This is a genomic window from Arthrobacter sp. CG_A4 (genome assembly GCF_035985125.1).
Taxonomy (GTDB): Bacteria; Actinomycetota; Actinomycetes; order Actinomycetales; family Micrococcaceae; genus Arthrobacter.
In genome coordinates this window covers 18,477-43,264 of record NZ_JAXCID010000030.1, presented here as the reverse complement: position 1 = coordinate 43,264, position 24,788 = coordinate 18,477, and the positions used below count along the sequence as shown (strand labels likewise).

Sequence of the window (24,788 nt, the reverse complement as noted above, 5' to 3'; positions counted from 1 at the left end):
AACGATGACGACGTCTAAAGCCCGGGAAGAACTGAGGGACAGCCGGCCGCATCCGGTCAGCGCCGGTCCCATCGTCCAGCTGCCCACGGCGTTTGGCGACTTCGTGGCGCAGGCCTGGACCGATCTGGAAACCGGGGCCGAGCACCTTGCGGTCAGTTCGCCGCTGCCTCCGGTCGACGGCACCGCGCCGCTGGTCCGCCTGCATTCGGAGTGCCTTACCGGGGACGTGTTCGGCTCCTACCGCTGCGACTGCGGTGAACAGCTGGCCTATGCCCTCGAGATGATTAACGAGTTCGGTGGCACCCTGCTGTACCTGCGCGGCCAGGAAGGCCGGGGAATCGGCCTGGCTAACAAGATCAAGGCCTACGCCCTGCAGGAAGCAGGCTTCGACACCGTGGAGGCCAACGAGCAGTTGGGCCTGCCGGTGGATGCGCGCTGCTACAACGCCGCCGCCCAGATCCTCGCCGAAATGGGCCTCCACGCGATCCGGCTGTTGAGCAACAACCCGGACAAACAGGACCGGCTGGCCCGGGCCGGGGTCAGCATCGTGGAGATGGTGCCCACCGAGGTCCCGTCCCGCCAGCAAAACATCCGCTACCTGCAGACTAAGAAGGACCGGATGGACCACCGGTTGGTCCTGGACATGCAGCCGGCCGTGCCGGCTGCGGGCCCGCGCGGTTTCGAACACGAACAAGACTGACCCGACCACCAGATCAGGCGCTGCAGGAACATCAGCAGCCGCAGACCCAACCGAACAAGGATTCCCAGATGAGCGGACACGGCGCCCCCCAGATTGACCTCAGCACCTTCAATCCGGAGGAAACCTCCCGGCTGAAGCTGGCCATCGTGGCCGCTAGCTGGCACACCCAAATCATGGACGGGCTATTGCACGGCGCCCTCCGTGCCGCGACGGACGCCGGCATCAGCGAACCGACGGTGCTGCGCGTTCCGGGCACCTTCGAGCTGCCCGTCGCCGCCGCCCGGCTGGCACCGCACTTTGACGCCGTCGTGGCGCTCGGCGTCGTGATCCGCGGCGGAACCCCGCACTTCGAGTACGTCTGCGAGGCTGCGACCCTGGGCCTGACCGAAGTTTCGGTGCGCACCGGCGTCCCGGTCGGGTTCGGCGTGCTGACGTGCGACACCGAGCAGCAGGGCATCGACCGGGCCGGGCTGCCGGGGTCCAAGGAAGACAAGGGCCATGAGGCCGTCACCGCCGCCCTCGCCACTGCGGTGACGCTCCGGCAGTTCAGCTAGCGGTCAGCGGCCGGGCTGTGCCGTGAAAACACCACAGCCGGCGTTCCAGATCCTGTGCAATCGCTCACATCCCCGCCGTCACGGAAGGGCCCGGCAGCCGCTGCCCGGCCACGAGCAAGTAGGCTGGAGGGCGTGAAGAATTTCGAGTCGCTGTTCGCAGAGCTGAGTGAGAAGGCCGCCGTCCGTCCTGAGGGCTCGCGCACCGTCGCCGAACTGGATTCCGGAGTCCACGGCATCGGCAAGAAAGTCGTGGAGGAAGCAGCCGAGGTCTGGATGGCTGCCGAGTACGAATCCGATGAAGCCGCCGCCGAAGAAATCTCGCAGCTGCTCTATCACCTGCAGGTCCTGATGCTCGCCAAAGGACTCAGCCTGGAAGACGTCTACAAGCATCTCTAGCCACGTCCGCACCGGATCCGGCCCGAACTTGTTCGCGAAGAGTCGCTGTATTGCGTGGCCTGCTGTGCCTGAACCGGCCGTTCTGGAACTGGCTGTTCCTGAACGGACTCCGTCCTGACCAAGAAAGACTTCCCCATGCTGAGAGTTGCCGTCCCGAACAAGGGATCCCTGTCCGAAGCCGCCTCCGCCATGCTCGCAGAGGCCGGCTACCGTCAGCGCCGCGACACCCGTGAGCTCGTGATGGTGGACCCGGACAACGACATTGAATTCTTCTTCCTCCGCCCGCGCGACATCGCCGTCTACGTCGGCCAGGGCACGCTCGACGTCGGCATCACCGGCCGCGACCTGCTCCTGGACGCCGAGGTTGAGGCCGAAGAACTGCTCCAGCTGGGCTTCGCCGCTTCCACCTTCCGCTTCGCCGGCCCGGTCGGCGACTTCGCCACGGTGGAACAGCTCGAGGGTAAACGCCTCGCCACCAGCTACGACGGACTGCTCCGTGGCTACCTTGCCGAGCGCGGCATCAAGGCCAAGGTGGTCCGTCTCGACGGCGCCGTCGAATCCTCCGTGCGCCTTGGCGTCGCGGACGCGATCGCCGACGTCGTCGAAACCGGCAACACGCTCAAGGCTGCCGGCATGGAGATCTTCGGCCAGCCGATCCTTCGTTCCGAAGCCGTGTTGATCGGCCGCCGGGGCGAGCGGAACCCGGCCGCCGAGGTTCTGATCCGCCGCCTCCAGGGCGTTCTCGTGGCCCGGCAGTATGTGCTGATGGACTACGACATCCGCAAGGAACTGGTTGACTCAGCTTCCGCGCTGACCCCTGGCCTGGAATCGCCCACGATTTCGCCGCTGCGCGATTCGGACTGGGTTGCCGTCCGCTCGATGGTGCCCAAGAAGCAGACCAACCGGATCATGGACGAGCTCTACGACCTGGGCGCCCGCGCTATCCTGGTCAGCACCATCCACGCCTGCCGCATCTGATCCCGCCGCGTCCCTCCGTGAAGAGTCCCTGCGTGAAGTGTCCCTGCTTGAAGTGTCCCTGCTTGAAGTCCCCGTTTGAAGAGTCCCCGAAGGAATTTCCCGTGAACGAAGCCCAGGAGAAGTCATGGCTGTAGCCGTCCGCGTCATCCCGTGCCTGGACGTCGATGCCGGCCGCGTGGTCAAGGGCATCAACTTCGAAGGGCTCCGCGACGCCGGGGATCCGGTGGAGTTGGCGCACCGCTACGATAACGGCGGCGCCGACGAGCTGACTTTCCTCGATGTCACAGCGTCCTCGGGCAACCGGGAGACCACGTTCGACGTCGTCCGCCGCACCGCCGAGGAAGTCTTTATCCCGCTGACCGTCGGCGGCGGCGTCCGCGGTGTGGCCGAGGTGGACAAACTCCTGCGCTGCGGGGCGGACAAGGCGGCCATCAACACGGCCGCCGTCGCCCGCCCCGATGTGATCGACGAGATCACCCGGCACTTCGGCTCGCAGGTCCTCGTGCTGTCGCTCGATGCGCGGCGCACCCGTCCGGGCTCGCAGCCCACGGCCTCGGGCTTCGAGGTCACCACCCACGGCGGACGCCAGGGGACCGGGATCGACGCGATTGCCTGGGCCCGCGAGGCAGCCGACCGCGGGGTGGGCGAAATCCTGCTCAACTCGATCGACGCCGACGGCACCAAGGACGGCTTCGACCTGGAGCTGATCCGGCTGGCGCGGGCCGGCGTCAAGGTTCCGCTCATCGCCTCCGGCGGTGCCGGCAGGCCCGAGCACTTCCCGCCGGCCGTGGCCGCGGGCGCGGACGCGGTGCTCGCCGCCTCGGTTTTCCACTTCGGCCCGCTCGACATGATCGCCCAGGTCAAGGCCGCGATCCGCGAAGTAGGCTTCGAAGTCCGCTGACCCACCCGTTTGAAAGCAACGCGGGGTCACATAGCGCCCATCCCGGAGGGGATTATGGGCGCTATGTGACCCCGCGTTGCTGTGTTCCGGGGGAGAGCGAGGGGAGGGGACCGGGAAGGGTGGCGGGTGTCTTAGAGTCCGACCTCGGCGGACTGCAGGAGGGCAACGGCGTCCGGCTGGCCTTCGAAGGTCACCAGGGCATGGCGGGTCCGGCCGTGGGCGTGCATCAGCAGTTCGCCCGGCTCGCCCACAATGGCCACGGAGACGGGAGCGCGTTTGGCGACGTGCCGAGGCCCGGAGGGGCGCACCAGCACTATCCCTAGGTCCACGCCGCGGTACAGGATGGCGGCGCGCTTGACCAGTTCGTCCCACAGGGCGTCCGAGTACGCCGCATCGAGGGCCCGCGGTGCCCAGCGGTCCCCGGCGCGCCGGACGTCCTCGGTGTGCACAAAATACTCGATCAGGTTGGCGCTTTCGTCCAGGGCTTTGATCCTCATGGGGGAAAACGCGGCAGGGCCGGCGCGGAAGGAGCCGACCAGTTTGTTGTACGCTTCCGGCGTCGTGAGCTTGGCTGCCAGTTGGGCCGTCGCCTGGTCGGAGGCCTTGGCGAGGCGCTTGATCACCAGTCCCAGTCCGACGGCGGCTTTTCGCTCGCGCAGGTACAGATGGGCAGCGAGGTCCCTGGTGCGCCACCCCTTGCAGAGCGTGGGGGAGTCAGGGCCGGCCGCAAGCAGGGTTTCGGCCAGAACTTCTCGGGACGGATCGACGAAATGCATCACTTGTGAAACTAGCACGAGACGGCGGCGCGTGGGCACCTGAACCGCCGTCGTGTTGGCCGTTCGTCAGCATTTCTCCGCGTTGCGGGCGCCGACGCCGGGCCGGTGATGCGCCGACGGCGGAGGGACTTTGTGCGCTGCCGCGGGGGGACTTGGCCCGCCCGAGGCACTAGACTTAACTCGATGTCTGAGCAGCCCGCCTCCGCCCTGTCCCCTGGACTTGCCAATAGGCCGGTCATTGCACCGGTCACTGCACCCGACCATGGAGCCGCCCCCGGTTCTGCCGCGCCCGTGAGCCCCCTCCCGGCCGCTCTCGCCGGAGCCCTGAAGCGGGACAGCGCCGGCCTGGTGGCCGCGATCGTCCAGCAGTTCGATACCGATCAAGTGCTGATGCTCGGCTGGATGGACGACGAGGCCCTGCACCGCACCATGACCAGCGGCCGTGTGACCTTCTACTCGCGCTCCCGCCAGGAGTATTGGCGCAAGGGAGACACCTCCGGCCACGCGCAATGGGTTAAGTCCCTCGCGATGGACTGCGACGGCGACGCGCTGTTGGTTCGCGTCGACCAGATCGGTGCCGCGTGCCACACCGGAACCCGGACCTGCTTCGACGGACGCGATCTCGACGTCGTCACCGGTCAGGCCGGCTGAGCCGGCGCCGGCGGGTACCAGTCGGCGCCGGCGGACGCCAGCGGCGCCGCCGGAAGAAACCCCACACCCAGACGTTCAGGACCACCAAAAGAACAGGCGGAAATTACAGCCATGCAGGACCTTGGAATCATCAGCCCGGGCCTGGCGGAGTTCCGTGAACTCGCAGGCCACAGCCGTGTCATCCCCGTCCGGCTGAAGGTGCTGGCTGACGCGGAAACACCCATCGGCCTGTACCGCAAGCTCGCCCAGGGCCAGCCCGGCACCTTCCTGATGGAATCCGCGGCCGTCGGCGGATCCTGGTCCCGCTACTCCTTCATTGGCGCCCGCTCCCGGGCCACACTGACCACGAAGGACGGCCAGGCGCACTGGCTCGGCGAACCGCCGGTTGGCGTTCCGCTGGGCGGCAGCCCGGTCGACGCCGTCCGTGACACCATCGAGGCCCTCCGCACGGACCGCTTCGACGGCCTGCCGCCCTTCACCTCCGGCCTCGTCGGCTTCCTCGGCTGGGAAACCGTCCGCCACTGGGAAAAACTCACCAGCCCGCCGGAAGACGATCTCGACCTGCCCGAGATGGCGCTGAACCTGGTCACCGACATGGCGGTGCACGACAACATGGACGGCACCGTGCTGCTGATCGCCAACGCCATCAACTTCGACAACAGCCCCGAACGAGTCGACGACGCCTGGCACGACGCCGTCGCCCGGGTCAAGGCACTGCTGGCCAAGGTCAGCGCCCCCGTGGAGCAGCCGGTTTCCGTGCTGAACGCCGCTGCCCTGGACTTCGCCTCCAGCGTGCAGGAACGCTGGGACGAGGCGGACTATCTGGCAGCCCTGGACCGGAGCAAGGAGGCGATCGTCGACGGCGAGGTCTTCCAGGTGGTCATCTCCCGCCGCTTCGAAATGGACTGCGGCGCGGACCCGCTGGACGTCTACCGGGTGCTGCGGAACACCAACCCCAGCCCGTACATGTACATTTTCAGCCTCGAGGACGCCGCCGGCCGGCAGTACTCGATCGTCGGTTCCTCCCCGGAGGCGCTTGTCACGGTGACGGGCGAGGACGTCATCACCCACCCCATCGCCGGCTCCCGGCCGCGCGGCAGGACCGTCGAGGCGGACAAGGCCCTGGCCGTGGAACTGCTCGCGGACGAGAAGGAACGCGCCGAGCACCTCATGCTGGTGGACCTCTCGCGCAACGACCTCTCCAAGGTCTGCGTGGCCGGCACCGTCGACGTCACCCAGTTCATGGAGGTGGAGCGCTTCAGCCACATCATGCACCTCGTCTCCACGGTGGTGGGCACGCTCGCCCCGGCGGCCAAAGCCTACGACGTCCTGAAGGCCACTTTCCCCGCCGGAACGCTCTCCGGCGCCCCCAAGCCGCGGGCGCTGCGCCTGCTTGATGAACTGGAACCCCACCGCCGCGGGATCTACGGCGGCGTGGTGGGCTACCTCGACTTCGCCGGGGACATGGATATGGCCATCGCCATCCGCTCCGCCCTGCTGCGGGAAGGTCGCGCCTACGTGCAGGCCGGCGGCGGGATCGTGGCCGACTCGGTCAACGCCACCGAGGCGATGGAGACCGTCAACAAGGCGGCGGCCCCGATGCGCGCCGTCCACACCGCCCGGTCACTGCGGAACATCACAGCCGATTCCATTTCCGACGCCGGGACGCTGTTATGAGCGGCAGCACCGTCATAAGGAGCAGTCCCGCTGTTCCGCGCTGGGCCCGGAAATCCACCCTGGTCCTGGTCATCGCCGCCCTGGCGCTGGCCGTCTTCGGCACCACCACCCAGATCTGGCTGACGGTCCTTCTCGACCCCGCCCAACTGGGCCAGGCGGTCACCAGCCGGGAGGGACTGCAGGTCCAGGGCAGCAAGGCCGCCACCACGGTCACGGCCCTCGCCCTCGTCGCTCTCGCCGGCGGGCTCGCAGCCTCGATTGCCGGACGGATGGCGCGCTGGATCATCACCGCGATCATCCTGCTGGCCGCCGCCGGAATTGTCGGCGCGGCCGCGATTGTGCTGGGGGACCCGCAGGCTGCGGCCCAGGGGTCCGTCGCCGCCGCCACCGGGATCACCGGCAGTAACGCCCAAGTGGGCGTCACCGTGTTCCCGGCACTCGCCGTCGTGATCGGTTCCCTGCTGGGGCTCAGTGCGCTGGCGATCGTCCCGGCGGGACGCTACTGGAGGGCCCGGACAAAATATGACGCCGCCGCCGCCGGCACCGCGGTTTCACCGGCCGGTCCGTCGGACGAGATCGACAGCTGGGACCGGCTGTCACGCGGCGATGATCCCACCTGAGCGGATGCCGCGGGCGCGGCCTGTGACGCGGCCAGCAACCCGGCAAATAGCCGCGTCAAAAAATGGCAGAATGTAAGCAGTATTAATCCTGAGGAGATTTCAATGAGCAAAGCCACTGTTTCCGCACCCAAGCCCGCGGCCGGAACGGGCGTCTACGACGGCGTCGACCACAGCGAACCCACCGGCCACGGCAACAGCCCCGCCGCCTGGACCACCGTGCTGATCATGCTCCTCGGTGCCCTCATTATGTCCATCGCTTTTGTCATCGCCAACACCCCGATCTTCATCGCCGGCGGCGTCGTCATGGTCATCGGTCTGCTGGTCGGCTTCGGCATGCGCAAGGTCGGCTTCGGCGTGGGCGGCAGCAAGCTGAAGAACTCCGGCCACTAAGGGTGAGCGTTCTCGATGACATCAACGCCGGTGTCAGGGAGGATATGGAGGCCCGGCAGCGCCTCGTCACGCTCGCGGAGCTGAAGGAACGCGCTGCCTCGGCGGCTGCCGCGCGCGATGCCTGGGCCGCCCTGGGCGGCGACTCGGCACCGCACAACCAGCTCAAAGTGATCGCCGAAATCAAGCGGCGCAGCCCCTCCAAGGGCGATCTCGCCAGCATCGCCGATCCCGCCTCGCTCGCCGTGCAGTACGCCGACGGCGGCGCGGCAGCGATCAGCGTCCTGACCGAACAGCGCCGCTTCAACGGCTCGCTCGCCGACTTCGACGCCGTCCGGGCAGCCGTGGACATCCCGCTGCTGCGCAAGGACTTCATGATCGACGAGTACCAGATCTGGGAAGCCCGGGCGCACGGCGCCGACCTGATCCTGCTGATCGTGGCGTCCCTGTCCGACGCGCAGCTGCGCGAGTTCAGCGTCCTCAGCCGCGAACTTGGCATGAACGTGCTGGTCGAGGCACACACCGCGGGCGAAATCGCGCGCGCCGTCGCCGCGGAGGCGCGGATCATCGGCGTCAACGTGCGCAACCTGAAGACGCTCGACGTCGACCGTTCCGTCTTCGCCGAACTCGCCGGGGGCATCCCCGCCGGCGCGCTCGTCATCGCCGAATCGGGCGTGCGGGGCGTCGACGACGTCCGGCACTACGCCGCGAACGGCGCCAACGCTGTCCTCGTGGGCGAAGCCCTGGTCAGTGACGCGGCCCCGCGGGAGCGGATCGCGGAATTCATGACCGCCGGGGCCGAAGAAATCGCTGCACGTTCGTGACCCGCGACGGGCGGGGCACCCCCCGGCCGGACGCAGGCAGTGCATCAGTGCGGTACCCGGATCTAACTAGCAGTGGAACAGGATGGTGAGACCGATGGTCGATGCGCCAGCAGCCGGCTCAGACGACAGCGCCGTGGACGCGTTCCTGCAGGGGGGAGAATCCCTGCGGCACGCCCCCGGACCCTACTTCGGCTCCTATGGCGGCCGATGGATGCCCGAGTCACTCATCGCGGCCCTGGACGAGCTTGAGGACACTTTCGAGAAGGCCAAGGCCGATCCTGAGTTCATCGCGCAGATCGCCGAGCTGAACAAGAACTACTCGGGCCGTCCCTCGCTGCTGACCGAGGCCAAGCGCTTCGCCCGGCACGCGGGGGGAGTCCGGATCTTCCTCAAGCGCGAGGACCTCAACCACACCGGCTCGCACAAGATCAACAATGTGCTGGGCCAGGCGCTCCTCGCCAAGCGCATGGGCAAAACCCGCGTCATCGCCGAGACCGGCGCCGGCCAGCACGGTGTTGCCAGCGCCACGGCCGCCGCGCTGATGGGCCTGGAATGCGTGGTGTACATGGGCGCCGAGGATTGCCGCCGGCAGTCCCTCAACGTCGCCCGGATGGAGCTCCTCGGAGCCACCGTCATCCCGGTGACCAACGGTTCCCAGACCCTCAAAGACGCCATCAATGAGGCGCTCCGCGACTGGGTCGCCAACGTGGACAGCACCCACTACCTGCTGGGCACTGTCGCCGGCGCCCACCCCTTCCCTGCCATGGTGCGCTACTTCCACGAGGTCATCGGTGACGAGGCCCGCGCCCAGATCCTGGCCCAGACCGGCCGTCTGCCGGACGCCGTTGTCGCCTGCATCGGCGGCGGCTCCAACGCGATCGGCATCTTCCACGGCTTCCTGGACGATCCGTCGGTGAAGATCTACGGCTTCGAGGCCGGCGGCGACGGCGTTGAAACCGGACGTCACGCCGCCACTATCACCCTGGGCAAACCCGGCGTGCTGCACGGCGCCCGCTCCTACCTCATGCAGGACGACGACGGCCAGACCATCGAATCGCACTCCATCTCGGCGGGCCTGGACTACCCCGGGGTCGGCCCGGAGCACTCCTACCTTGCGGACATCGGCCGGGTCAGCTACGAGCCCATCACGGACAGCGAGGCCATGGAAGCGTTCCGGCTGCTCTGCCGCACTGAGGGCATCATCCCGGCCATTGAGTCCGCGCACGCCCTTGCCGGCGCCATCAAGGTGGGCCTGCGGCTCGCCGCCGAGGGGGACGCCGCAGACCCGGCCGCCGGCAACGTGGCGGACAAGATCGTGCTGGTAAATCTGTCCGGCCGCGGCGACAAGGACGTGGCTACCGCCGCGGAATGGTTCGACCTGCTGGATACGGACTCACCCGAACACCAGATCGCAAAAGAGGGGGAACAGTTGTGAGCGGCGTCCAATCGACGGGCAGCAGGGGCACTCCCGGCGCCAGCAAATCGGCAGCAGCCATCGACCGCGCCAAAGCGCGGGGCCGAGCGGCCCTGATCGGCTACCTGCCGGCCGGCTACCCTAGCGTCGAGGCGACCATCGCGGCCGGCATCGCCCTGGCCGAGAACGGCGCCGACCTGATCGAGATCGGCATCCCGTATTCCGATCCGGTGATGGACGGCCACGTGATCCAGGCTGCCACCAACGAGGCCCTCGCCAAGGGCTTCCACGTCCGCCAGGTGTTCGACGTCGTCCGCGGCATCACCAGCAGGACCGACGCCGCCGTCCTCGTGATGACCTACTGGAACCCCGTGGCCCGGATGGGCGTGGACGAGTTCTCGCGCCAGCTGGCCGAAGCCGGGGGAGCCGGGCTCATCACCCCGGACCTCATTCCCGACGAAGCCGCCGAATGGATGGCTGCGTCCGACAAGTACGGCCTGGACCGGGTGTTCCTCGTGGCCCCCTCGTCCTCGCCGGAACGGATGAAGCGCACCGTCGAGGCGAGCCGCGGCTTCGTCTACGCCGTCTCGATCATGGGCGTCACCGGCGCCCGCACCTCGGTCAGCTCCGCTGCCAGGGAGGTTGTTGCCGCCGCGCATTCGGCGGGCGCCGAACGCGTCTGCGTCGGGCTGGGCGTCTCCAACGCGGACCAGGTCCGCGAGATCGCGGCCTATGCCGACGGCGTGATTGTTGGCACGGCGCTGGTGGTGGCCATCGGCGACGGCGGCGTGGATGCGGTAGCGTCCTTGACGAAAGACCTCAGCACCGGCCTCACCACGGAAGAAGCTTAAGCAATGCAGTCAGTCCTCCACGCGGCAGTGATGATTCCCGCGAGCATTCCGAGCCCGGACTGGTCCGGCTTCGACATCCCGCTGCCATGGGGGGCACTGCGCATCCATGCCTACGCCCTGTGCATCCTGGCCGGCATCATCGCGGGCCTGTGGCTGACGTCTATCCGCTGGGCACGGCGCGGCGCTCCGGAGGGCAGCGTCTGGGACATCGCCATCTGGGCCATTCCTTTCGGCATTATCGGCGGCCGGCTTTACCATGTGGTGTCCTCACCGGACGCCTACTTCGGTCCGGGCTTTGACGGCACCGGTGACCTGTCCCTGATCCCGCAGCTCCAGCGTGGGGGACTGGGCATCTGGGGCGCCGTGCTGCTCGGCGCCGTCGGCGCGTGGATCGGCTGCCGCAGGGCCGGCGTCAAGCTGACCACGTTTGTCGACGCCGCGGCGCCGGGGCTCTTGCTGGCCCAGGCGATCGGACGCTGGGGAAACTATTTCAACCAGGAGCTCTTCGGCGGCCCCACCACCCTTCCGTGGGGACTGCAGATCGACGCTGACAACCCGAACTTCCCGGCCGGCATGGCTGCAGACACCCTCTTCCACCCGACCTTCCTGTACGAATCCCTCTGGAACCTCGTGGGAGTGGTGATCCTGCTGGCACTGGACCGGAAGTTCCGCTTCCGCCTCGGCCGCCTGTTCTGGCTCTATGCCATCTACTACACGCTGGGCCGGGTCTGGATCGAAGCGATGCGGATCGACGACGCCGAGCAGATCACCCTGTTCGGGATCACCACCCGGCTCAACGTCTGGACCAGCATCTTCGTCCTCGTGGCGGCGCTGATCGCCTTTATCCTCCTGGGCCTGCGCAAGCGCGACGATCCCGATACCCCGTACCTGCCCGGCCGCGAGCCCTCAGGGACAGCGGACGACGCCGGTAAGCCGGCCGCCGTCGACCGTGACGCTGTAACCGACGCAGCTGACGACGCCGGTAAGCCGGCCGCCGTTCCGGCCGAGGCTGTTCCCGCCTCCAGCGGCGATGTCCGCCATCCGGACTCTGGTGTCTCAGATAGTGAATCGGATGGTAGTCTGCGTGATGATCAACGCGGTCCAGGCCACGCTCCCGCCCCAGCCGGAGCGTCACTGGAATCCACCGGCGGCACCACGCCGGCCGCAGGAAAGCCGGCGGCCGTTACACCCGGCCGGCAGGCCACCCGATCCGCGCCGGAAGCTGACGGCACCAAGTAGCTCAGCGCCGGCAAACCGCGTATCTGTTCGCCACGCGTAACTGTTCGAACAGAAGGCCGCGCTGGCCTACAATTCCAGTTAGTAGTACTTTGTTGTGCCCGTCACACCGGCGCACCGATCCGGGCCAACGTTGTCCCTCCCATACGCACGATCAGGAGGAAGGACGTCTTCCATGACCCAAACCCTGCACGGCCCCAGCTGGTCCGAGCCGGATCAGCCGGCCGCCGCCATGTCACCGTTTAAGCGTTTCGCGGCGCTGCCGGAAGCCGCCGGACTCTACAACCCCGAGCAGGAGAAGGACGCCTGCGGACTCGCCATCATCGCCACGCTGCGGGGGGAGCCGGGGTACGACATCGTTGACGCCGCGCTGACCGCCCTGCGCAACCTCGAGCACCGGGGCGCCGTGGGCGCCGACGAAGGAACCGGCGACGGCGCCGGTCTGCTTATGCAGGTGCCGGACGAATTCTTCCGCGCGGTCACCGACTTCGAGCTTCCTGCCCCCGGCCAGTACATCGTGGGCACGGCTTTCCTCCCCGCCGAACAGCGCGAATCCGACGCTGCCAAGGCCGGCATCGAACGCCTCGCCGCCAATGAGGGGCTGACCGTCCTTGGCTGGCGTGAAGTGCCCATCGTGGCCGACCTCGTGGGTTCCATGGCCCGGGCCTGCATGCCGTACTTCTCCCAGCCGTTCTTCGCCGCCAGCACCGGCGAAGTCCTCGAGCGCAACGAACTCGACTCCCGGGCCTGGCGCATCCGGAAGCGCGCCCAGAACAAGTTCGGCGTCTACTTTCCCTCGTTGTCCTCGCGGACCATCGTTTACAAGGGCATGCTGACCACGGCCCAGCTGGAGCCGTTTTACCCGGACCTCTCGGACAAGCGCTTCAAGACCAAGCTCGCGATTGTCCATTCGCGCTTCTCCACCAACACGTTCCCGTCCTGGCCGCTGGCCCAGCCTTTCCGCACTATCGCGCACAACGGCGAAATCAACACCGTCAAGGGCAACCGGAACTGGATGCGCGCCCGCCAGTCGCAGCTGGCCAACCCGCTGCTGGGCGATTCGCCGGAGGAGCTGTACCCGATCTGCACCCCGGGCGCCTCCGACTCGGCGTCGTTCGACGAGGTAGCGGAGCTGCTGTGGCTCTCCGGCCGCCCCATCACGCACTCGATCATGATGATGATCCCCGAGGCGTGGGAAAACCACGCCACGATGGATCCCGCCCGCCGCGCGTTTTACGAGTACCACTCCCTGCTGATGGAACCGTGGGACGGCCCCGCCGCCGTCTCCTTCACCGACGGCAGCCTGGTCGGCGCCACCCTGGACCGCAACGGACTGCGTCCCGGCCGGTACTGGATCACCGAAGACGGCCTGGTGATCTTCGCCTCCGAGGTCGGAGTGATCGACGTCGAACCGTCCAAGGTGGTCAAAAAGGGCCGGGTTTCGCCGGGCAAAATGTTCCTCGTGGACACCGAGGCCGGCCGGATCATCGACGACGCCGAAGTCAAGGCCGAGATGGCAGCCGCCAACCCCTGGGCCGACTGGGTCAAGGACAATCTGATCGATCTGAAAGACCTGCCGGAACGTGAGCACGTGCTGCACACCCCGGCGTCGGTCAACATCCGCCAGCGCACGTTCGGCTACACCACCGAGGAACTGAAGATCCTGCTCGGCCCGATGGCCCGCACCGGTGCCGAACCCCTCGGCGCCATGGGCTCGGACACCCCCGTCGCCGTGCTCTCCAAGCGGCCCCGGCTGCTCTTCGACTACTTCGTGCAGTCCTTCGCGCAGGTCACCAACCCGCCGCTGGACGCTATCCGCGAGGAGCTCGTCACCTCGTTGACCTGCGCGATCGGCCCCAACGGCAACCTGCTGGACACCAAGCAGGTCCGGCAGCCGCAGGTTTCGCTCCCGTTCCCGGTGATCAACAACGACCAGCTCGCCAAGATTGCGAACATCGAGACCGCCGACGGCGACAGGGTCGCCATGAAGGTCCGCGGCCTGTACCGCCCCGAAGGCGGCGAGAACGCCCTGCGCGCCCGGCTGACGGAAATCTGCGAGCAGGTCTCCGGTGCCATTAACCGCGGCGTGCAGTACGTGGTGCTCTCGGACCGTGACTCGAACGCCCAGTGGGCGCCCATCCCGTCCCTGCTGCTCGTCAGCGCCGTGCACCACCACCTGCTGCGCAGCGCCAACCGCACCAAGACTGCGCTGGTGGTCGAGGCCGGTGACGTCCGCGAGACGCACCACGTGGCCGTGCTGATCGGCTATGGCGCCTCCGCCGTGAACCCGTACCTGGCCATGGAATCGGTGGAGCAGCTCATTACGTCCGGCGACGTTGTGGGGGTCACCCCTCAGGACGGCGTCTACAACCTGATTAAGGGCCTCGGCAAGGGCGTCCTGAAGATCATGTCCAAGATGGGCATCTCCACAGTGGCCTCGTATACGGGCGCCCAGACCTTCGAAGCGCTGGGCCTGGGCCAGGATCTGGTGGACGAGTACTTCTCCGGCACGCACTCCCAGCTCGGCGGAGTCGGCCTCGACGTTATTGCGGCCGAAGTCTCGGCTCGCCACCGGATGGCGTACCCCGAGAACGGCATCGAAGTGCCGCACCAGGCCTTGCTGGGCGGCGGCGAGTACCAGTGGCGCCGCGACGGTGAGCCGCACCTGTTCAACCCGGAGACCGTCTTCCGGCTGCAGCACGCCACGCGTGAGCGCCGCTACGACATCTTTAAGACCTACACCCGCGGCGTGGATGACCAGTCCGAGAACCTCATGACCCTGCGCGGGCTGCTGAAGTTCAAATCCGGGCTGCGTCCCGCGGTCCCGCTCGAGGATGTGGAGTCCGTCTCGAGCATCGTCAAGCGCTTCTCCACCGGCGCGATGAGCTACGGCTCCATCTCCAAGGAGGCGCACGAGACCCTCGCGATCGCGATGAACCGGCTGGGCGGAAAGTCCAACACCGGCGAGGGCGGCGAGGACGAGGACCGCCTGCTGGATCCCGAGCGCCGCTCGGCCGTCAAGCAGATCGCTTCGGGCCGCTTCGGCGTCACGAGCCTGTACCTGTCCAACGCCGACGACATCCAGATCAAAATGGCGCAGGGCGCCAAGCCCGGCGAGGGCGGCCAGCTGATGGCGCAGAAAGTCTACCCCTGGGTGGCCCGGACGCGGCACTCCACGCCCGGGGTCGGTCTCATCTCCCCGCCCCCGCACCACGACATCTACTCGATCGAGGACCTCGCGCAGCTGATCTATGACGCGAAGCGGGCCAACCCCTCGGCCCGGGTGCACGTCAAGTTAGTCTCCGAGGTGGGGATCGGCACGGTGGCCGCCGGAGTCACAAAGGCCAAGGCCGACGTCGTCCTGATTTCAGGGCACGACGGCGGCACCGGCGCCTCGCCGCTGAACTCGCTCAAACACGCCGGTGTGCCGTGGGAGCTGGGTCTCGCCGAGACGCAGCAGACCCTGATGCTCAACGGGCTGCGCGACCGTGTGGTGGTGCAGGTGGACGGCCAGCTCAAGACCGGCCGCGACGTGGTCATCGCCGCGCTGCTCGGCGGCGAGGAGTTCGGTTTCGCCACCGCCCCGCTGGTGGTCTCCGGCTGCATCATGATGCGCGTCTGCCACCTGGACACCTGCCCGGTGGGCGTCGCGACGCAAAATCCGGAGCTGCGCTCCCGCTTCAGCGGCAAGCCCGAATTCGTGGTCAACTTCTTCGAATTCCTCGCCGAGGAAGTCCGCGAGATCCTGGCGGAGCTTGGCTTCCGGACCGTCGAGGAAGCGATCGGGCACACTGAAATGCTCGACACCCGCCAGGCGATCAACCACTGGAAGGCCGAAGGGCTGGACCTTGACCCGATCCTGCACGGCCTCGAGTTCGACGACGACGCCCCGCTGCGCAACCTCACCGGCCAGAACCACGAACTGGACAAGCACTTCGACCAGCGCCTGATCGCGATGGCCGCCGAGGCCCTCAGCGACCGCACCCCGGTGAAGATCGTCCTCAACGTCATCAACACGGACCGTTCCGTCGGCACCATGCTGGGCCATGTGGTCACCAGGACCTTCAGCACGGACCTGCTGGCGACGGACACGATCGACATCACGTTGACCGGCACGGCCGGGCAGTCGCTCGGCGCCTTCCTGCCGGCCGGTATCACACTGCGGTTGTTCGGCGACTCCAACGACTATGTGGGCAAGGGGCTCTCCGGCGGGCGCATCATCGTCCGGCCGGACCGCACCAACGTCTTCCCGGCGGAGCGCAACGTGATTGCCGGCAACGTGATCGGCTACGGCGCCACGAGCGGCGAGATGTTCCTCCGCGGCCAGGTGGGCGAACGCTTTATGGTCCGCAACTCAGGCGCCACAGCGGTGGCGGAAGGAATCGGCGACCACGGCTGCGAATACATGACCGGCGGCCAGGTGCTCATCATCGGGCGCACCGGCCGCAACTTCGGTGCCGGCATGTCCGGCGGCACGGCCTACGTGCTGGACCTGCAGACCGAACGCGTCAACAAGCAGGCCCTGGAGTCCGGCGAGCTGCAGTTGCACGAACTGGACGCCGAGGACCGCGACATTGTCCACGGACTGCTGGTGAAGCACTCTGAGGAGACCGGATCGCTGCTCGCGGCCCGGCTGCTGGAGAACTTCGACGACACCGCAGCCCGCACAACCAAGGTGCTGCCGCGCGACTACGCGGCCGTACTGCAAACCCGTCTCGACGCCATGGAAGAGGGTCTTGACCCCGACGGCGAAGAAGTGTGGGCACGAATCCTGGAGGTGACCGGTGGCTGATCCACGCGGATTTCTGAAAGTACGCCAGCGCGAAACCCAACCCCGCCGTCCCGTTCCGGTCCGCATCATGGACTGGAAGGAAGTCTATGAGGCCCAGGAAAAGGGCGTCCTGAAGGCCCAGGCCGGCCGCTGCATGGACTGCGGTGTGCCGTTCTGCCACCAGGGCTGCCCGTTGGGCAACCTCATCCCGGAGTGGAACGACCTCATCTGGCGGGACAAGGGTGAGGAAGCGATGGAGCGGCTGCACGCCACCAACAACTTCCCCGAATTCACCGGGCGGCTCTGCCCGGCGCCCTGCGAGGCGTCCTGCGTGCTGGGCATCAACCAGCCCGCCGTCACGATCAAGCAGGTCGAGGTCTCCATTGTGGACCAGGCCTTCGAGAACGGCTGGGTCAACCCGCTGCCGCCGGCCAGGCTCACCGGCAAGACGGTCGCCGTCGTCGGCTCCGGCCCCGCCGGGCTCGCCGCCGCGCAGCAGCTGACCCGGGTGGGCCACACCGTCGCGGTGTACGAGCGTGACGACAAGATCGGTGGGCTGCTGCGGTACGGCATCCCCGATTTCAAGATGGAAAAAGAGCATGTCGACCGCCGGCTCGAGCAGATGAAGGCCGAAGGCACCCGCTTCCGGACCGGCGTCGCCGTCGGCACGGACGTGACCTGGGAGCAGCTGCGCCGCCGGTACGACGCCGTTGTGGTGGCCACCGGCGCCACCGTTCCCCGTGACCTGCCGACCCCCGGCCGGGAGCTCGAGGGTGTGCACTTCGCGATGGACTACCTGGTGCCGGCCAACCGCGTTGTGGCGGGGGAGGCGGTGGAGAACCAGATCAACGCCGCCGGCAAGCACGTTGTCATCCTCGGCGGCGGCGACACGGGCGCGGACTGCCTCGGCACCGCACACCGGCACCAGGCCGCCTCCGTCACCACCCTGGCCATCGGCAAGCAGCCCCCGGCGGAGCGTGCCGGCCACCAGCCGTGGCCAACGTTTCCCACCCTCTTCGAAGTTGCCAGCGCCCACGAGGAAGGCGGCGAACGCACCTACCTCGCGTCCACCGTCGAGTTCGTCGGCGCCAATGGCAGGGTCACCGGCGTGAAGGTGGCCGAGACCGAATTCGTGGACGGCAAGCGCCTGCCGAAGGCGGGCACCGAGCGGATCATCCCCGCGGACCTGGTCCTCCTCTCCCTGGGCTTCACCGGCCCGGAACCGGCCGGGATCACCGAGCAGGTCAGTGCCGGGTTCGACGGCCGCGGCAACGTGGCCCGCGACGGCTACTACATGACCAGTACGGAAGGCATCTTCGTTGCCGGCGACGCCGGCCGCGGCCAGTCCCTCATCGTCTGGGCCATCGCGGAGGGGCGCGCCTGCGCCGCCGCGGTGGACAAGTTCCTGATGGGCAGCACCATCCTTCCGGCCCCCGTGGCGCCGACCGACCGGGCCATGGCCGTCCTGTAGCCGGCCGCCGGCTCCCGACAGCCGCGGCGTCAAACGGCCGCCGGACGTTCACTCCCGCAACAACTTAATCCATGCAATCGAATACTAAGGTAGGTAAATGAGACGCGCTAAAATAGTGGCCACCTTCGGACCGGCAATCGCGAGCTTCGAGAACACGCTTGCCGTGCTGGAAGCGGGCGTCGACGTGGCCCGCATGAATATGAGCCACGGCGACTACGCCGTGCACGACATCACCTACGGGAATGTCCGCAAGGCGGCAGGACAGCTTGGCAAGGCCGTCGCCATCATGGCGGATCTGCAGGGCCCGAAGATCCGGCTGGGCCGCTTTGTTGACGGCCCGCACCTGCTGGCCGTCGGTGACACCTTCACCATTACCACCGAGGACGTCCCGGGAACCCAGGACATCTGCTCCACCACGCTCAAGAGCCTCACCCAAGATGTGAAGGCCGGCGACGCCCTGCTGATCGACGACGGCAAGGTGGCCCTGCGTGCCATCGACGTTGACGCCGTCAAGGTGGTCACCCAGGTGATCGTCGGGGGGTTCGTCTCCAACAACAAGGGCATTAACCTGCCCGGCGTCGCCGTCAACGTTCCAGCGCTGAGCGAAAAGGACGAGGACGATCTCCGCTGGGCCATGCGCCGCGGCGTAGACATGATCGCCCTGTCCTTCGTCCGTGACGCCACGGATATTACCCGCGTCCACGAGATCATGGACGAGGAAGGCCGCCGCGTGCCGGTGATCGCCAAGATCGAGAAGCCGCAGGCCGTGGAGCAGCTGCCCGAGATCATCGACGCCTTCGATGCCATCATGGTGGCCCGTGGCGACCTCGGCGTGGAGCTTCCCCTCGAGGAAGTGCCGATCGTGCAGAAGCGCGCCATTGAACTGGCCCGCCGCTGGGCCAAGCCCGTCATCGTGGCGACCCAGGTGCTTGAGTCCATGATCGACAACCCGCGCCCCACCCGTGCCGAGGCCTCCGACTGCGCCAATGCCGTGCTCGACGGCGCCGACGCGGTGATGCTCTCCGGCGAGACCAGCGTGGGCAAATACCCGATCGAGACCGTCAAGGTGATGGCCCGGATCATCGAATCCACCGAGGTCCACGGCCTGGAGCGCGTTCCGCCGCTGGGGACGAAGCCGAAGACACGCGGCGGCGCCATCACCCGTGCCGCCGTCGAAATTGCCGACCAGCTGGATGCGAAGTACATCTGTACCTTCACCCAGACGGGAGACTCCGCCCGGCGCCTGTCGCGGCTGCGTCCGATCCGGCCGGTTTTCGCCTTCACCCCGGTGGAGCATGTCTGGAACCAGCTCGCCCTGACCTGGGGCATCCAGCCGGTACTGGTCCCGATGGTGGGCCACACCGACGAAATGACGGCCCAGGTTGACCGCAGCCTCCTGAATATGGACCTCGTCGAGGACGGTGACATGGTGGTCATCGCCGCCGGTTCGCCTCCCGGAAAGGCCGGCTCCACGAACATGCTGAAGGTCCATAAGGTGGGCGACCTCGCCGACGCCGGGAGCCATGGCGAGGCGACGGTGACCCGGGACAAGGTGGGCCCCTGGCCGGAGAGGCAGAAAAACCGTCAGGCTTAGCTCCTCCGGCCCGGCGCAGGCTCTGACACGAAGGTTCTGACAAAAAAGTTCTGACAAGAAGGTTCTGACAAAAAAGGGAGGGTCCCCGCTGCCGGCGGAGGCCCTCCCTTTTTTGCTGCGTGCTTCTTGTCTGTTGCGAGCGAGTAGGGCTAGTTGACCTGGTTGATGATGGTCTCGGCGACCTCGCGCATGCTGAGGCGGCGGTCCATCGAGGTCTTCTGGATCCAGCGGAAGGCTTCCGGCTCGGTGAGGCCCATCTTGGTGGTCAGGAGGCTCTTGGCGCGCTCCACGAGCTTGCGGGTGGCGAACTGCTCCTGCAGGTCGGTGACCTCGCTTTCGAGTGCCTTGATTTCCTCGTGGCGGGACAGGGCGATTTCCAGGGCGGGGAGGAGGTCCGCGGGGGTAAAGGGCTTGACCACGTAGGCCATGGCTCCTGCGTCACGGGCGCGCTCCACGAGTTCCTTCTGGCTGAAGGCAGTCAGCAGCACCACGGGGGCGATCCGGGCCTTGACGATCTTCTCGGCGGCCGTGATGCCGTCCATGATGGGCATCTTGACGTCCATCAGGACCAGGTCCGGCCGGAGTTCTTCGGCAAGCTGCACGGCCTTCTCGCCATTGTCCGCCTCGCCGACGACGTCGTAGCCTTCGCCCCGGAGAATTTCGATGATGTCCAGGCGGATGAGGGTCTCATCCTCGGCGACAACGACGCGTCGCGCCGGCTTGGACGTGGGGTTTGGCTCCGTCTGTTCTGACACGGGAACTCCTTGGAAAGGTACGGCGGGATCTGGACCATCTACGGTTTTGCCCGCTGGTGTACTTGGACCTGTTTGGTTCGATGCGGCGTCACTGGCGCGATTCTGGAATTCAGCCTATCTGCATGTAGAGTAATTCCGCGCACTGGAAGCGATCGCGTTGCTCACAGCACTGTGGTTGAGCGATTGTTACACCGGTGGAGTCCGCGCCCGAGTGGCGGAATGGCAGACGCGCCGCACTCAAAATGCGGTATCGAAAGGTGTGTGGGTTCGAGTCCCACCTCGGGCACAGTGTTTCCGCAGGTCAGTGGCTTTTCGAGGTGCTGAGTGTGGACAAAAGTACTTAAAGTGTGGACAGCGGCGTAGCATTTTTCCTATGGCCAGCATTAGAAAACGCACAAAAAAGGACGGCACGACGTCCTTTATGGTCTGCTGGCGGGACCCGGCCAACCGCCAGGAACAAGGCATCACGCTTCCCACGGAATCCGAAGCGATCACCCTGAAGCGCCTCCTTGATGCCAACAACCAATCCTTTGAGATCGCCCAGCATGCGATGCTCGCGAACCAGACCAAAGCGCCCACCGTCGCGGCCGTGATCCAAGAGCACATCGACCTTCTGGTCCGGCCTTCCGTTGGTACCGTCCACACGTATCAGACCATGCTGAAGCTGCACATCGCGGACGTGATTGGGCATATCCCGGTGGACAAGCTCGACTACCGGCATTTGACCTACTGGATGAAGACGATGCAGACCAAAGGCCGCTCGGCGAAAACCATCAAGAACAACCATGGCTTGATTTTCTCGGCGATGGAGACGGCGGTCCGTCTCGGCTACCGAAAGGATAATCCGTGCCGGGGCGTCCAGTTGCCGTCTGGCGAAAAGGCAGAGGATGAGACCAGGTTCCTGACGCATGCGGAGTTCGGCCTGATCCTGGAGTGCATGGGGGAGCGCTACAAGGCCTTCACAGAGTTCCTCGTCATGACCGGTACCCGTTTTGGCGAGGCCACGGCCGTGACGGTTGCGGATGTGGACCTGATGTCCAGGCCGGCAACCATGCGGATCAATAAGGCTTGGAAACGCGGGTCCGAGTCCGAGTACTACATTGGTGCCACCAAGACAGGGGCCGGGAAGAGGACGGTTTCCTTGAATCCCCACTTGGTGGAAGTCCTGATTCCGCTGGTGGCCAGCCGGCCAGGCGCGGATCTTTTGTTCACCACGCCCAAGGGCGAGCGCATTGTCCACAAGCTGTACTGGCACCACTACTGGACTCCCGCTGTGAAGGCGGCCCAAGCGCGTGGACTGAAGAAGTCGCCTCGGATCCACGACCTGCGCCACACCCATGCGTCCTGGCTGATCCAGGACGGCGTCTCGCTTTTCACCGTCTCCCGCCGTCTGGGGCACGCATCCACGCGAACCACCGAGGAGGTGTATGGCCACTTGATGCCACAGGCGCTCCAGGATGCCGCCGACGCCGTCGAGCGTTCCGCGGTTGTGTGGCGTGGATAGCGTCTGGGTGGATGGGTTACCTAGGAGTACTTCTGGCGGGCCTGTGCCCGCGTCCCGATCATGCGGACGGACTGCGGCGCAGGTCCAGGGGTTCGGACTTCACGTAGCTCTGCAATCTCCCTGAGGTGAATTGACGTGAAGACAATCTTCCCCTTGCCCCAGACGGCGTGCGGGAACTCACCCTTGGCAGCCCCGTCCCTAAGCCATGCCTCTGAACACTTGAGGACGGTGGCAGCCTCGGCTGGTTCGAAGAATTCAAGTTTCATGCCCCTGACCGATCCCTTCGTGGATATGCGGCGAGGACCGCTGGCGCGAGTCCTGCCCCAGTTCATGTAAGCCGGAAATCACGGCGGCATGACGGTGACCTGGAAACTCGCTTCGAGGGCCGCAGCATTGAGTCGCACCTGCTCGGCGGAGGCACTGAACTGAGTAGCTGAGCGCTGCACCAGCCCCGCTTCGGTGAGCAGGCCGAGCTGCCGGCGGATGGCCGAGGGCGAGGCGCCGAGTTCCCTGCCGATCTGGCCACAGGTCGAGGGCCCGTTCCTGAGCAGGAACCGGATAATTCGGCTTCGTGTTCGGTTCATCAAAATGCTCGACATGGGACCACAACCCGGGGAATGGTAAAGGACTGCTGCTGTAGACGGGTCTACAGCAGCAGGCTACTCCGGTTGAGGTCATGTTGGAAAGGCCCGTGCGCGTCAATGAATCCCCACCTGGTTGACGCGGTTGATTGCCGTGCCGGACGACTCAGGCAATACTGGGGCGAAAGGGAGTCGTTGCGCCTGACCGGGCTCTCGGCCCCGCATCAGATCGAGGGGTGGGCAGCGCGGATGGATGAAGCAGGTCGCGGTGACGTGGTGTCTCCCCAGGCCCAGCTGGCCCGTCGTCTGAATCTGCTACTCGACGTCGTGGTTGCCGAACGTGGGAAGCCCGTAACGTTCCGCGAGGTCCAGGCCGAACTTGAGGGGCGGGGCATCAAGTTGTCCCGCGCGCGCTGGTTCTATATGAAAGAGGGGACTGGTCGTCTGGTCAGCGATCCGACGCTATTGGCCGAACTGTGCAACATCTTCAACGTTGACCCCTCGTACCTGATCGGCGACAGCGCCGACTTGCCCGAGCGGATCGATTCGCAACTCGAGTTTGTGAAATCGCTTCGTGCGGCCAGGGTGAAAACCTTCGCGGCGCGGACGCTGGGTGATGTTTCTCCGGAAACGCTGAGGGCCATCTCCGAGTACCTCAACAAGGACATTGATCGCCATCCTGGAGCAGAAGAAGCTGCAGCTAATCCTCCAGAAGATACTGAAGATGAGCCGACAGCAACTCCTTGATCCGCGCGGGGTTGGCTGAATAGCGCGGCGAGCGGCCATGGCGTCGACCCGGCTCAAGGTCCACCGCGATGGCGCCGGTCTCCTCAAGTGCAAGCAAGTGCTTGGCTACGCTCGGCTCCCCGGCGCTTACTGCTACCACGATGTCACCGCGGGTCGCAGGACCGTGCGCGGAGAGGTAGCGGAGGATTTCGTTCCGTGATCTATTGCCAAATGTCGCGACAGCGGCTTCGACGTCGGGGGACCAGGCGACGTCGTGAGGCTGCGTAATCCTAGGCATGCAACCATTCTCACCTAGCGATCCCCGAAAAGTAAGACCCGCACTCTTGACGATACTTTAATTATCTTTGAAAATAGTTTGTATAGCTTTCTTGTCGTAGTGGTCGCCCTTGGGTTTCGCTGCCACTCTTAGGGCGCCGGTGGTGCCGGTGCCGGACTTATTGGAATCGTTTAGTTGAAGCGGTGAAGACCATGCGAGTCGAAGCCAGATTGAATCAGGCCCCACAAGATCATCCAAATGTAGGAAGTATCGACATCTCCCTGCGCGGTGCGCCGGAGTCCGCCGCGGTTGCCGTTCCGGTAGATCAAATCATGATCGCCGTCGATGGCGTTCAGCGGTACGTGGTTTCGCATCTCTCGCGGATCGGCCGGGCCTGCGACGTGGACGACGTTATGCAGGACATCCGGGTCGCGGTGTGGGATGGGGTGACCCGGGGGCATTACCGCCAGCTCCCCGGTATTCCCTTTGGTGCGTGGGTTCAGGGCGTGTGCGCGAACGTGTGCGCCGCGCACACCCGTCGGGAGCTGAGCCATCAGACACTCCCGCTGATCATGGAACCAGGGAATGCCGACGGGCCGGCGGCATTTGCTCCTCTGGCGTTGCTGGGCATGGACCGGGGTGGAGGTCAAAGCGCCGAGCAGATTATTGACCAACAATGGGCGCGAATGGTCATTGAGTTGACCCGGGCCAGCGTGCCGCCAGGAGTTTGGGATCTTGCCGTGGACAGTCTCACCGGGCGGCGACACTATGGTCCGCCGTCGCCACAGGACCGCCGGCGCTGGCACGCGGTGACCGTGGTGCGCAAGACGGCGAAAACCGTTCAAAATGCCCTGGATGTCGATCAGGCGGCCATTAGCAATATCGGAGACGTTTGCCAGCTCGCAGCAGAGTGCCTGCCCACACCGGTACTCCGCAGAACGGCTGAAAGTATCGTTCGCCCCGGCCTACGAGGTCCCGAGCGGAGGAGGGCTCTGGAAGCGTTGGCGGCCCAGTTGGGCGTCACCGAGCGCTATGTGGCTGTCCAGATCGGCTTCGCTCGCCGGTTGTATCGAACGGCGTGGAGGATTCTCCAGGCCGGGAGACCGACTGCCTACTGAGTCATGTTGTGGACCCGTCCTCCCGC

The 24,788-nt window shown here is 66.3% G+C and carries 24 protein-coding genes and 1 tRNA gene; 20 read left to right on the top strand and 5 right to left on the bottom strand.

Annotated elements, in window-relative coordinates; genetic code table 11:
* Nucleotides 1–4: 4 nt before the first annotated feature.
* The 5 genes from ribA (at nucleotide 5) to hisF (ending at nucleotide 3,529) form a co-directional block, all read left to right on the top strand.
* The gene (gene ribA / locus RCH07_RS13205; protein ID WP_326967932.1) at nucleotides 5–700 is read left to right on the top strand and encodes a GTP cyclohydrolase II; all 696 of its coding nucleotides are present in this window, start codon (nucleotides 5–7) and stop codon (nucleotides 698–700) included.
* Between the two features lie 68 nt (nucleotides 701–768).
* Complete coding sequence (gene ribH, locus RCH07_RS13200) at nucleotides 769–1,254, top strand: 6,7-dimethyl-8-ribityllumazine synthase (RefSeq protein WP_326967931.1); 486 nt, start codon at nucleotides 769–771, stop codon at nucleotides 1,252–1,254.
* 132 nt (nucleotides 1,255–1,386) lie between these two features.
* Nucleotides 1,387–1,650 (top strand): phosphoribosyl-ATP diphosphatase, encoded by a 264-nt coding sequence (locus tag RCH07_RS13195; RefSeq protein ID WP_024367461.1) that lies wholly within the window; start codon nucleotides 1,387–1,389, stop codon nucleotides 1,648–1,650.
* Nucleotides 1,651–1,785: 135 nt separating this feature from the next.
* Nucleotides 1,786–2,628: an ATP phosphoribosyltransferase gene (hisG, locus tag RCH07_RS13190; RefSeq protein ID WP_326967930.1), complete on the top strand. Its 843-nt coding sequence runs from the start codon at nucleotides 1,786–1,788 to the stop codon at nucleotides 2,626–2,628.
* Nucleotides 2,629–2,752: 124 nt separating this feature from the next.
* Complete coding sequence (hisF, locus tag RCH07_RS13185; RefSeq protein ID WP_326967929.1) at nucleotides 2,753–3,529, top strand: imidazole glycerol phosphate synthase subunit HisF; 777 nt, start codon at nucleotides 2,753–2,755, stop codon at nucleotides 3,527–3,529.
* A gap of 131 nt (nucleotides 3,530–3,660) precedes the next feature.
* On the opposite strand, the gene RCH07_RS13180 is transcribed toward hisF, so the two are convergent.
* Nucleotides 3,661–4,305: a TIGR03085 family metal-binding protein gene (locus RCH07_RS13180; protein ID WP_326967941.1), complete on the bottom strand. Its 645-nt coding sequence runs from the start codon at nucleotides 4,303–4,305 to the stop codon at nucleotides 3,661–3,663.
* Nucleotides 4,306–4,488: 183 nt separating this feature from the next.
* On the opposite strand from RCH07_RS13180, the gene hisI reads away from it, so the two are divergent.
* The 11 genes from hisI (at nucleotide 4,489) to pyk (ending at nucleotide 19,801) form a co-directional block, all read left to right on the top strand.
* Complete coding sequence (gene hisI / locus RCH07_RS13175; RefSeq protein ID WP_326967928.1) at nucleotides 4,489–4,956, top strand: phosphoribosyl-AMP cyclohydrolase; 468 nt, start codon at nucleotides 4,489–4,491, stop codon at nucleotides 4,954–4,956.
* 111 nt (nucleotides 4,957–5,067) lie between these two features.
* Nucleotides 5,068–6,633: an anthranilate synthase component I gene (locus RCH07_RS13170; protein ID WP_326967927.1), complete on the top strand. Its 1,566-nt coding sequence runs from the start codon at nucleotides 5,068–5,070 to the stop codon at nucleotides 6,631–6,633.
* Nucleotides 6,630–7,253 carry a Trp biosynthesis-associated membrane protein gene (locus RCH07_RS13165; RefSeq protein ID WP_326967926.1) on the top strand — a complete coding sequence of 208 codons (624 nt, stop codon included), beginning with the start codon at nucleotides 6,630–6,632 and terminating at the stop codon, nucleotides 7,251–7,253. The genes RCH07_RS13170 and RCH07_RS13165 overlap by 4 nt, the downstream gene beginning before the upstream one ends.
* A gap of 102 nt (nucleotides 7,254–7,355) precedes the next feature.
* Nucleotides 7,356–7,643, top strand: a complete 288-nt coding sequence (locus tag RCH07_RS13160; RefSeq protein WP_326967925.1) for an HGxxPAAW family protein — start codon at nucleotides 7,356–7,358, stop codon at nucleotides 7,641–7,643.
* A 2-nt stretch (nucleotides 7,644–7,645) separates the two neighbouring features.
* Entirely contained in the window at nucleotides 7,646–8,464 is an 819-nt protein-coding gene (gene trpC / locus RCH07_RS13155; RefSeq protein WP_326967924.1) for an indole-3-glycerol phosphate synthase TrpC, read from the top strand.
* Nucleotides 8,465–8,558: 94 nt separating this feature from the next.
* Nucleotides 8,559–9,899, top strand: coding sequence for a tryptophan synthase subunit beta (gene trpB, locus RCH07_RS13150; protein WP_326967923.1), 1,341 nt, complete (start codon nucleotides 8,559–8,561; stop codon nucleotides 9,897–9,899).
* Nucleotides 9,896–10,729 (top strand): tryptophan synthase subunit alpha, encoded by an 834-nt coding sequence (trpA, locus tag RCH07_RS13145; protein ID WP_326967922.1) that lies wholly within the window; start codon nucleotides 9,896–9,898, stop codon nucleotides 10,727–10,729. Before trpB ends, trpA begins: the two co-directional genes overlap by 4 nt.
* 3 nt (nucleotides 10,730–10,732) lie before the next feature.
* Nucleotides 10,733–11,968, top strand: a complete 1,236-nt coding sequence (gene lgt / locus RCH07_RS13140) for a prolipoprotein diacylglyceryl transferase (protein WP_326967921.1) — start codon at nucleotides 10,733–10,735, stop codon at nucleotides 11,966–11,968.
* 172 nt (nucleotides 11,969–12,140) lie between these two features.
* Entirely contained in the window at nucleotides 12,141–16,757 is a 4,617-nt protein-coding gene (gene gltB, locus RCH07_RS13135) for a glutamate synthase large subunit (RefSeq protein WP_326967920.1), read from the top strand.
* Nucleotides 16,750–18,207, top strand: a complete 1,458-nt coding sequence (locus RCH07_RS13130; protein ID WP_326967919.1) for a glutamate synthase subunit beta — start codon at nucleotides 16,750–16,752, stop codon at nucleotides 18,205–18,207. The genes gltB and RCH07_RS13130 overlap by 8 nt, the downstream gene beginning before the upstream one ends.
* Before the next feature lie 97 nt (nucleotides 18,208–18,304).
* Nucleotides 18,305–19,801, top strand: a complete 1,497-nt coding sequence (gene pyk / locus RCH07_RS13125) for a pyruvate kinase (RefSeq protein WP_326967918.1) — start codon at nucleotides 18,305–18,307, stop codon at nucleotides 19,799–19,801.
* A gap of 149 nt (nucleotides 19,802–19,950) precedes the next feature.
* Here pyk and RCH07_RS13120 read toward each other — a convergent pair whose 3' ends face one another.
* Nucleotides 19,951–20,556 carry an ANTAR domain-containing response regulator gene (locus RCH07_RS13120; protein WP_326967917.1) on the bottom strand — a complete coding sequence of 202 codons (606 nt, stop codon included), beginning with the start codon at nucleotides 20,554–20,556 and terminating at the stop codon, nucleotides 19,951–19,953.
* A gap of 205 nt (nucleotides 20,557–20,761) precedes the next feature.
* Between RCH07_RS13120 and RCH07_RS13115 the strand changes: the two genes are divergently transcribed.
* Both RCH07_RS13115 and RCH07_RS13110 read left to right on the top strand, forming a co-directional pair.
* Nucleotides 20,762–20,842: transfer RNA gene (locus RCH07_RS13115), tRNA-Leu, on the top strand.
* Nucleotides 20,843–20,929: 87 nt separating this feature from the next.
* On the top strand, nucleotides 20,930–22,060 hold the full coding sequence (locus RCH07_RS13110) for a tyrosine-type recombinase/integrase (RefSeq protein WP_283480684.1): 1,131 nt from the start codon (nucleotides 20,930–20,932) through the stop codon (nucleotides 22,058–22,060).
* Nucleotides 22,061–22,080: 20 nt separating this feature from the next.
* Here the strand turns inward: RCH07_RS13110 and RCH07_RS13105 are convergent, their stop codons facing one another.
* Together RCH07_RS13105 and RCH07_RS13100 are read right to left on the bottom strand one after the other, a co-directional pair.
* Nucleotides 22,081–22,326, bottom strand: coding sequence for a hypothetical protein (locus RCH07_RS13105; RefSeq protein ID WP_326967916.1), 246 nt, complete (start codon nucleotides 22,324–22,326; stop codon nucleotides 22,081–22,083).
* A gap of 78 nt (nucleotides 22,327–22,404) precedes the next feature.
* Nucleotides 22,405–22,644, bottom strand: coding sequence for a winged helix-turn-helix domain-containing protein (locus RCH07_RS13100; RefSeq protein WP_326967915.1), 240 nt, complete (start codon nucleotides 22,642–22,644; stop codon nucleotides 22,405–22,407).
* Nucleotides 22,645–22,761: 117 nt separating this feature from the next.
* On the opposite strand from RCH07_RS13100, the gene RCH07_RS13095 reads away from it, so the two are divergent.
* Entirely contained in the window at nucleotides 22,762–23,388 is a 627-nt protein-coding gene (locus tag RCH07_RS13095; RefSeq protein WP_326967914.1) for a hypothetical protein, read from the top strand.
* Here the strand turns inward: RCH07_RS13095 and RCH07_RS13090 are convergent.
* Nucleotides 23,342–23,665, bottom strand: a complete 324-nt coding sequence (locus RCH07_RS13090; protein ID WP_326967913.1) for an ArsR/SmtB family transcription factor — start codon at nucleotides 23,663–23,665, stop codon at nucleotides 23,342–23,344. The genes RCH07_RS13095 and RCH07_RS13090 overlap by 47 nt on opposite strands.
* 182 nt (nucleotides 23,666–23,847) lie before the next feature.
* On the opposite strand from RCH07_RS13090, the gene RCH07_RS13085 reads away from it, so the two are divergent.
* Nucleotides 23,848–24,762, top strand: coding sequence for a hypothetical protein (locus RCH07_RS13085; protein WP_326967912.1), 915 nt, complete (start codon nucleotides 23,848–23,850; stop codon nucleotides 24,760–24,762).
* The last annotated feature ends 26 nt before the right edge of the window (nucleotides 24,763–24,788 follow it).

What these genes read in the sequence shown, in the direction of transcription:
- ribA (WP_326967932.1), top strand. Translation starts at nt 5, where the DNA reads ATGACGACGTCTAAAGCCCGGGAAGAACTGAGGGACAGCCGGCCGCAT.
- ribH (WP_326967931.1), top strand. Translation starts at nt 769, where the DNA reads ATGAGCGGACACGGCGCCCCCCAGATTGACCTCAGCACCTTCAATCCG.
- hisG (WP_326967930.1), top strand. Translation starts at nt 1,786, where the DNA reads ATGCTGAGAGTTGCCGTCCCGAACAAGGGATCCCTGTCCGAAGCCGCC.
- hisF (WP_326967929.1), top strand. Translation starts at nt 2,753, where the DNA reads ATGGCTGTAGCCGTCCGCGTCATCCCGTGCCTGGACGTCGATGCCGGC.
- RCH07_RS13180 (WP_326967941.1), bottom strand. Translation starts at nt 4,305, where the DNA reads ATGCATTTCGTCGATCCGTCCCGAGAAGTTCTGGCCGAAACCCTGCTT.
- hisI (WP_326967928.1), top strand. Translation starts at nt 4,489, where the DNA reads ATGTCTGAGCAGCCCGCCTCCGCCCTGTCCCCTGGACTTGCCAATAGG.
- RCH07_RS13170 (WP_326967927.1), top strand. Translation starts at nt 5,068, where the DNA reads ATGCAGGACCTTGGAATCATCAGCCCGGGCCTGGCGGAGTTCCGTGAA.
- RCH07_RS13165 (WP_326967926.1), top strand. Translation starts at nt 6,630, where the DNA reads ATGAGCGGCAGCACCGTCATAAGGAGCAGTCCCGCTGTTCCGCGCTGG.
- RCH07_RS13160 (WP_326967925.1), top strand. Translation starts at nt 7,356, where the DNA reads ATGAGCAAAGCCACTGTTTCCGCACCCAAGCCCGCGGCCGGAACGGGC.
- trpB (WP_326967923.1), top strand. Translation starts at nt 8,559, where the DNA reads ATGGTCGATGCGCCAGCAGCCGGCTCAGACGACAGCGCCGTGGACGCG.
- lgt (WP_326967921.1), top strand. Translation starts at nt 10,733, where the DNA reads ATGCAGTCAGTCCTCCACGCGGCAGTGATGATTCCCGCGAGCATTCCG.
- gltB (WP_326967920.1), top strand. Translation starts at nt 12,141, where the DNA reads ATGACCCAAACCCTGCACGGCCCCAGCTGGTCCGAGCCGGATCAGCCG.
- pyk (WP_326967918.1), top strand. Translation starts at nt 18,305, where the DNA reads ATGAGACGCGCTAAAATAGTGGCCACCTTCGGACCGGCAATCGCGAGC.
- RCH07_RS13110 (WP_283480684.1), top strand. Translation starts at nt 20,930, where the DNA reads ATGGCCAGCATTAGAAAACGCACAAAAAAGGACGGCACGACGTCCTTT.
- RCH07_RS13105 (WP_326967916.1), bottom strand. Translation starts at nt 22,326, where the DNA reads ATGAAACTTGAATTCTTCGAACCAGCCGAGGCTGCCACCGTCCTCAAG.
- RCH07_RS13100 (WP_326967915.1), bottom strand. Translation starts at nt 22,644, where the DNA reads ATGAACCGAACACGAAGCCGAATTATCCGGTTCCTGCTCAGGAACGGG.
- RCH07_RS13095 (WP_326967914.1), top strand. Translation starts at nt 22,762, where the DNA reads ATGAATCCCCACCTGGTTGACGCGGTTGATTGCCGTGCCGGACGACTC.
- RCH07_RS13090 (WP_326967913.1), bottom strand. Translation starts at nt 23,665, where the DNA reads ATGCCTAGGATTACGCAGCCTCACGACGTCGCCTGGTCCCCCGACGTC.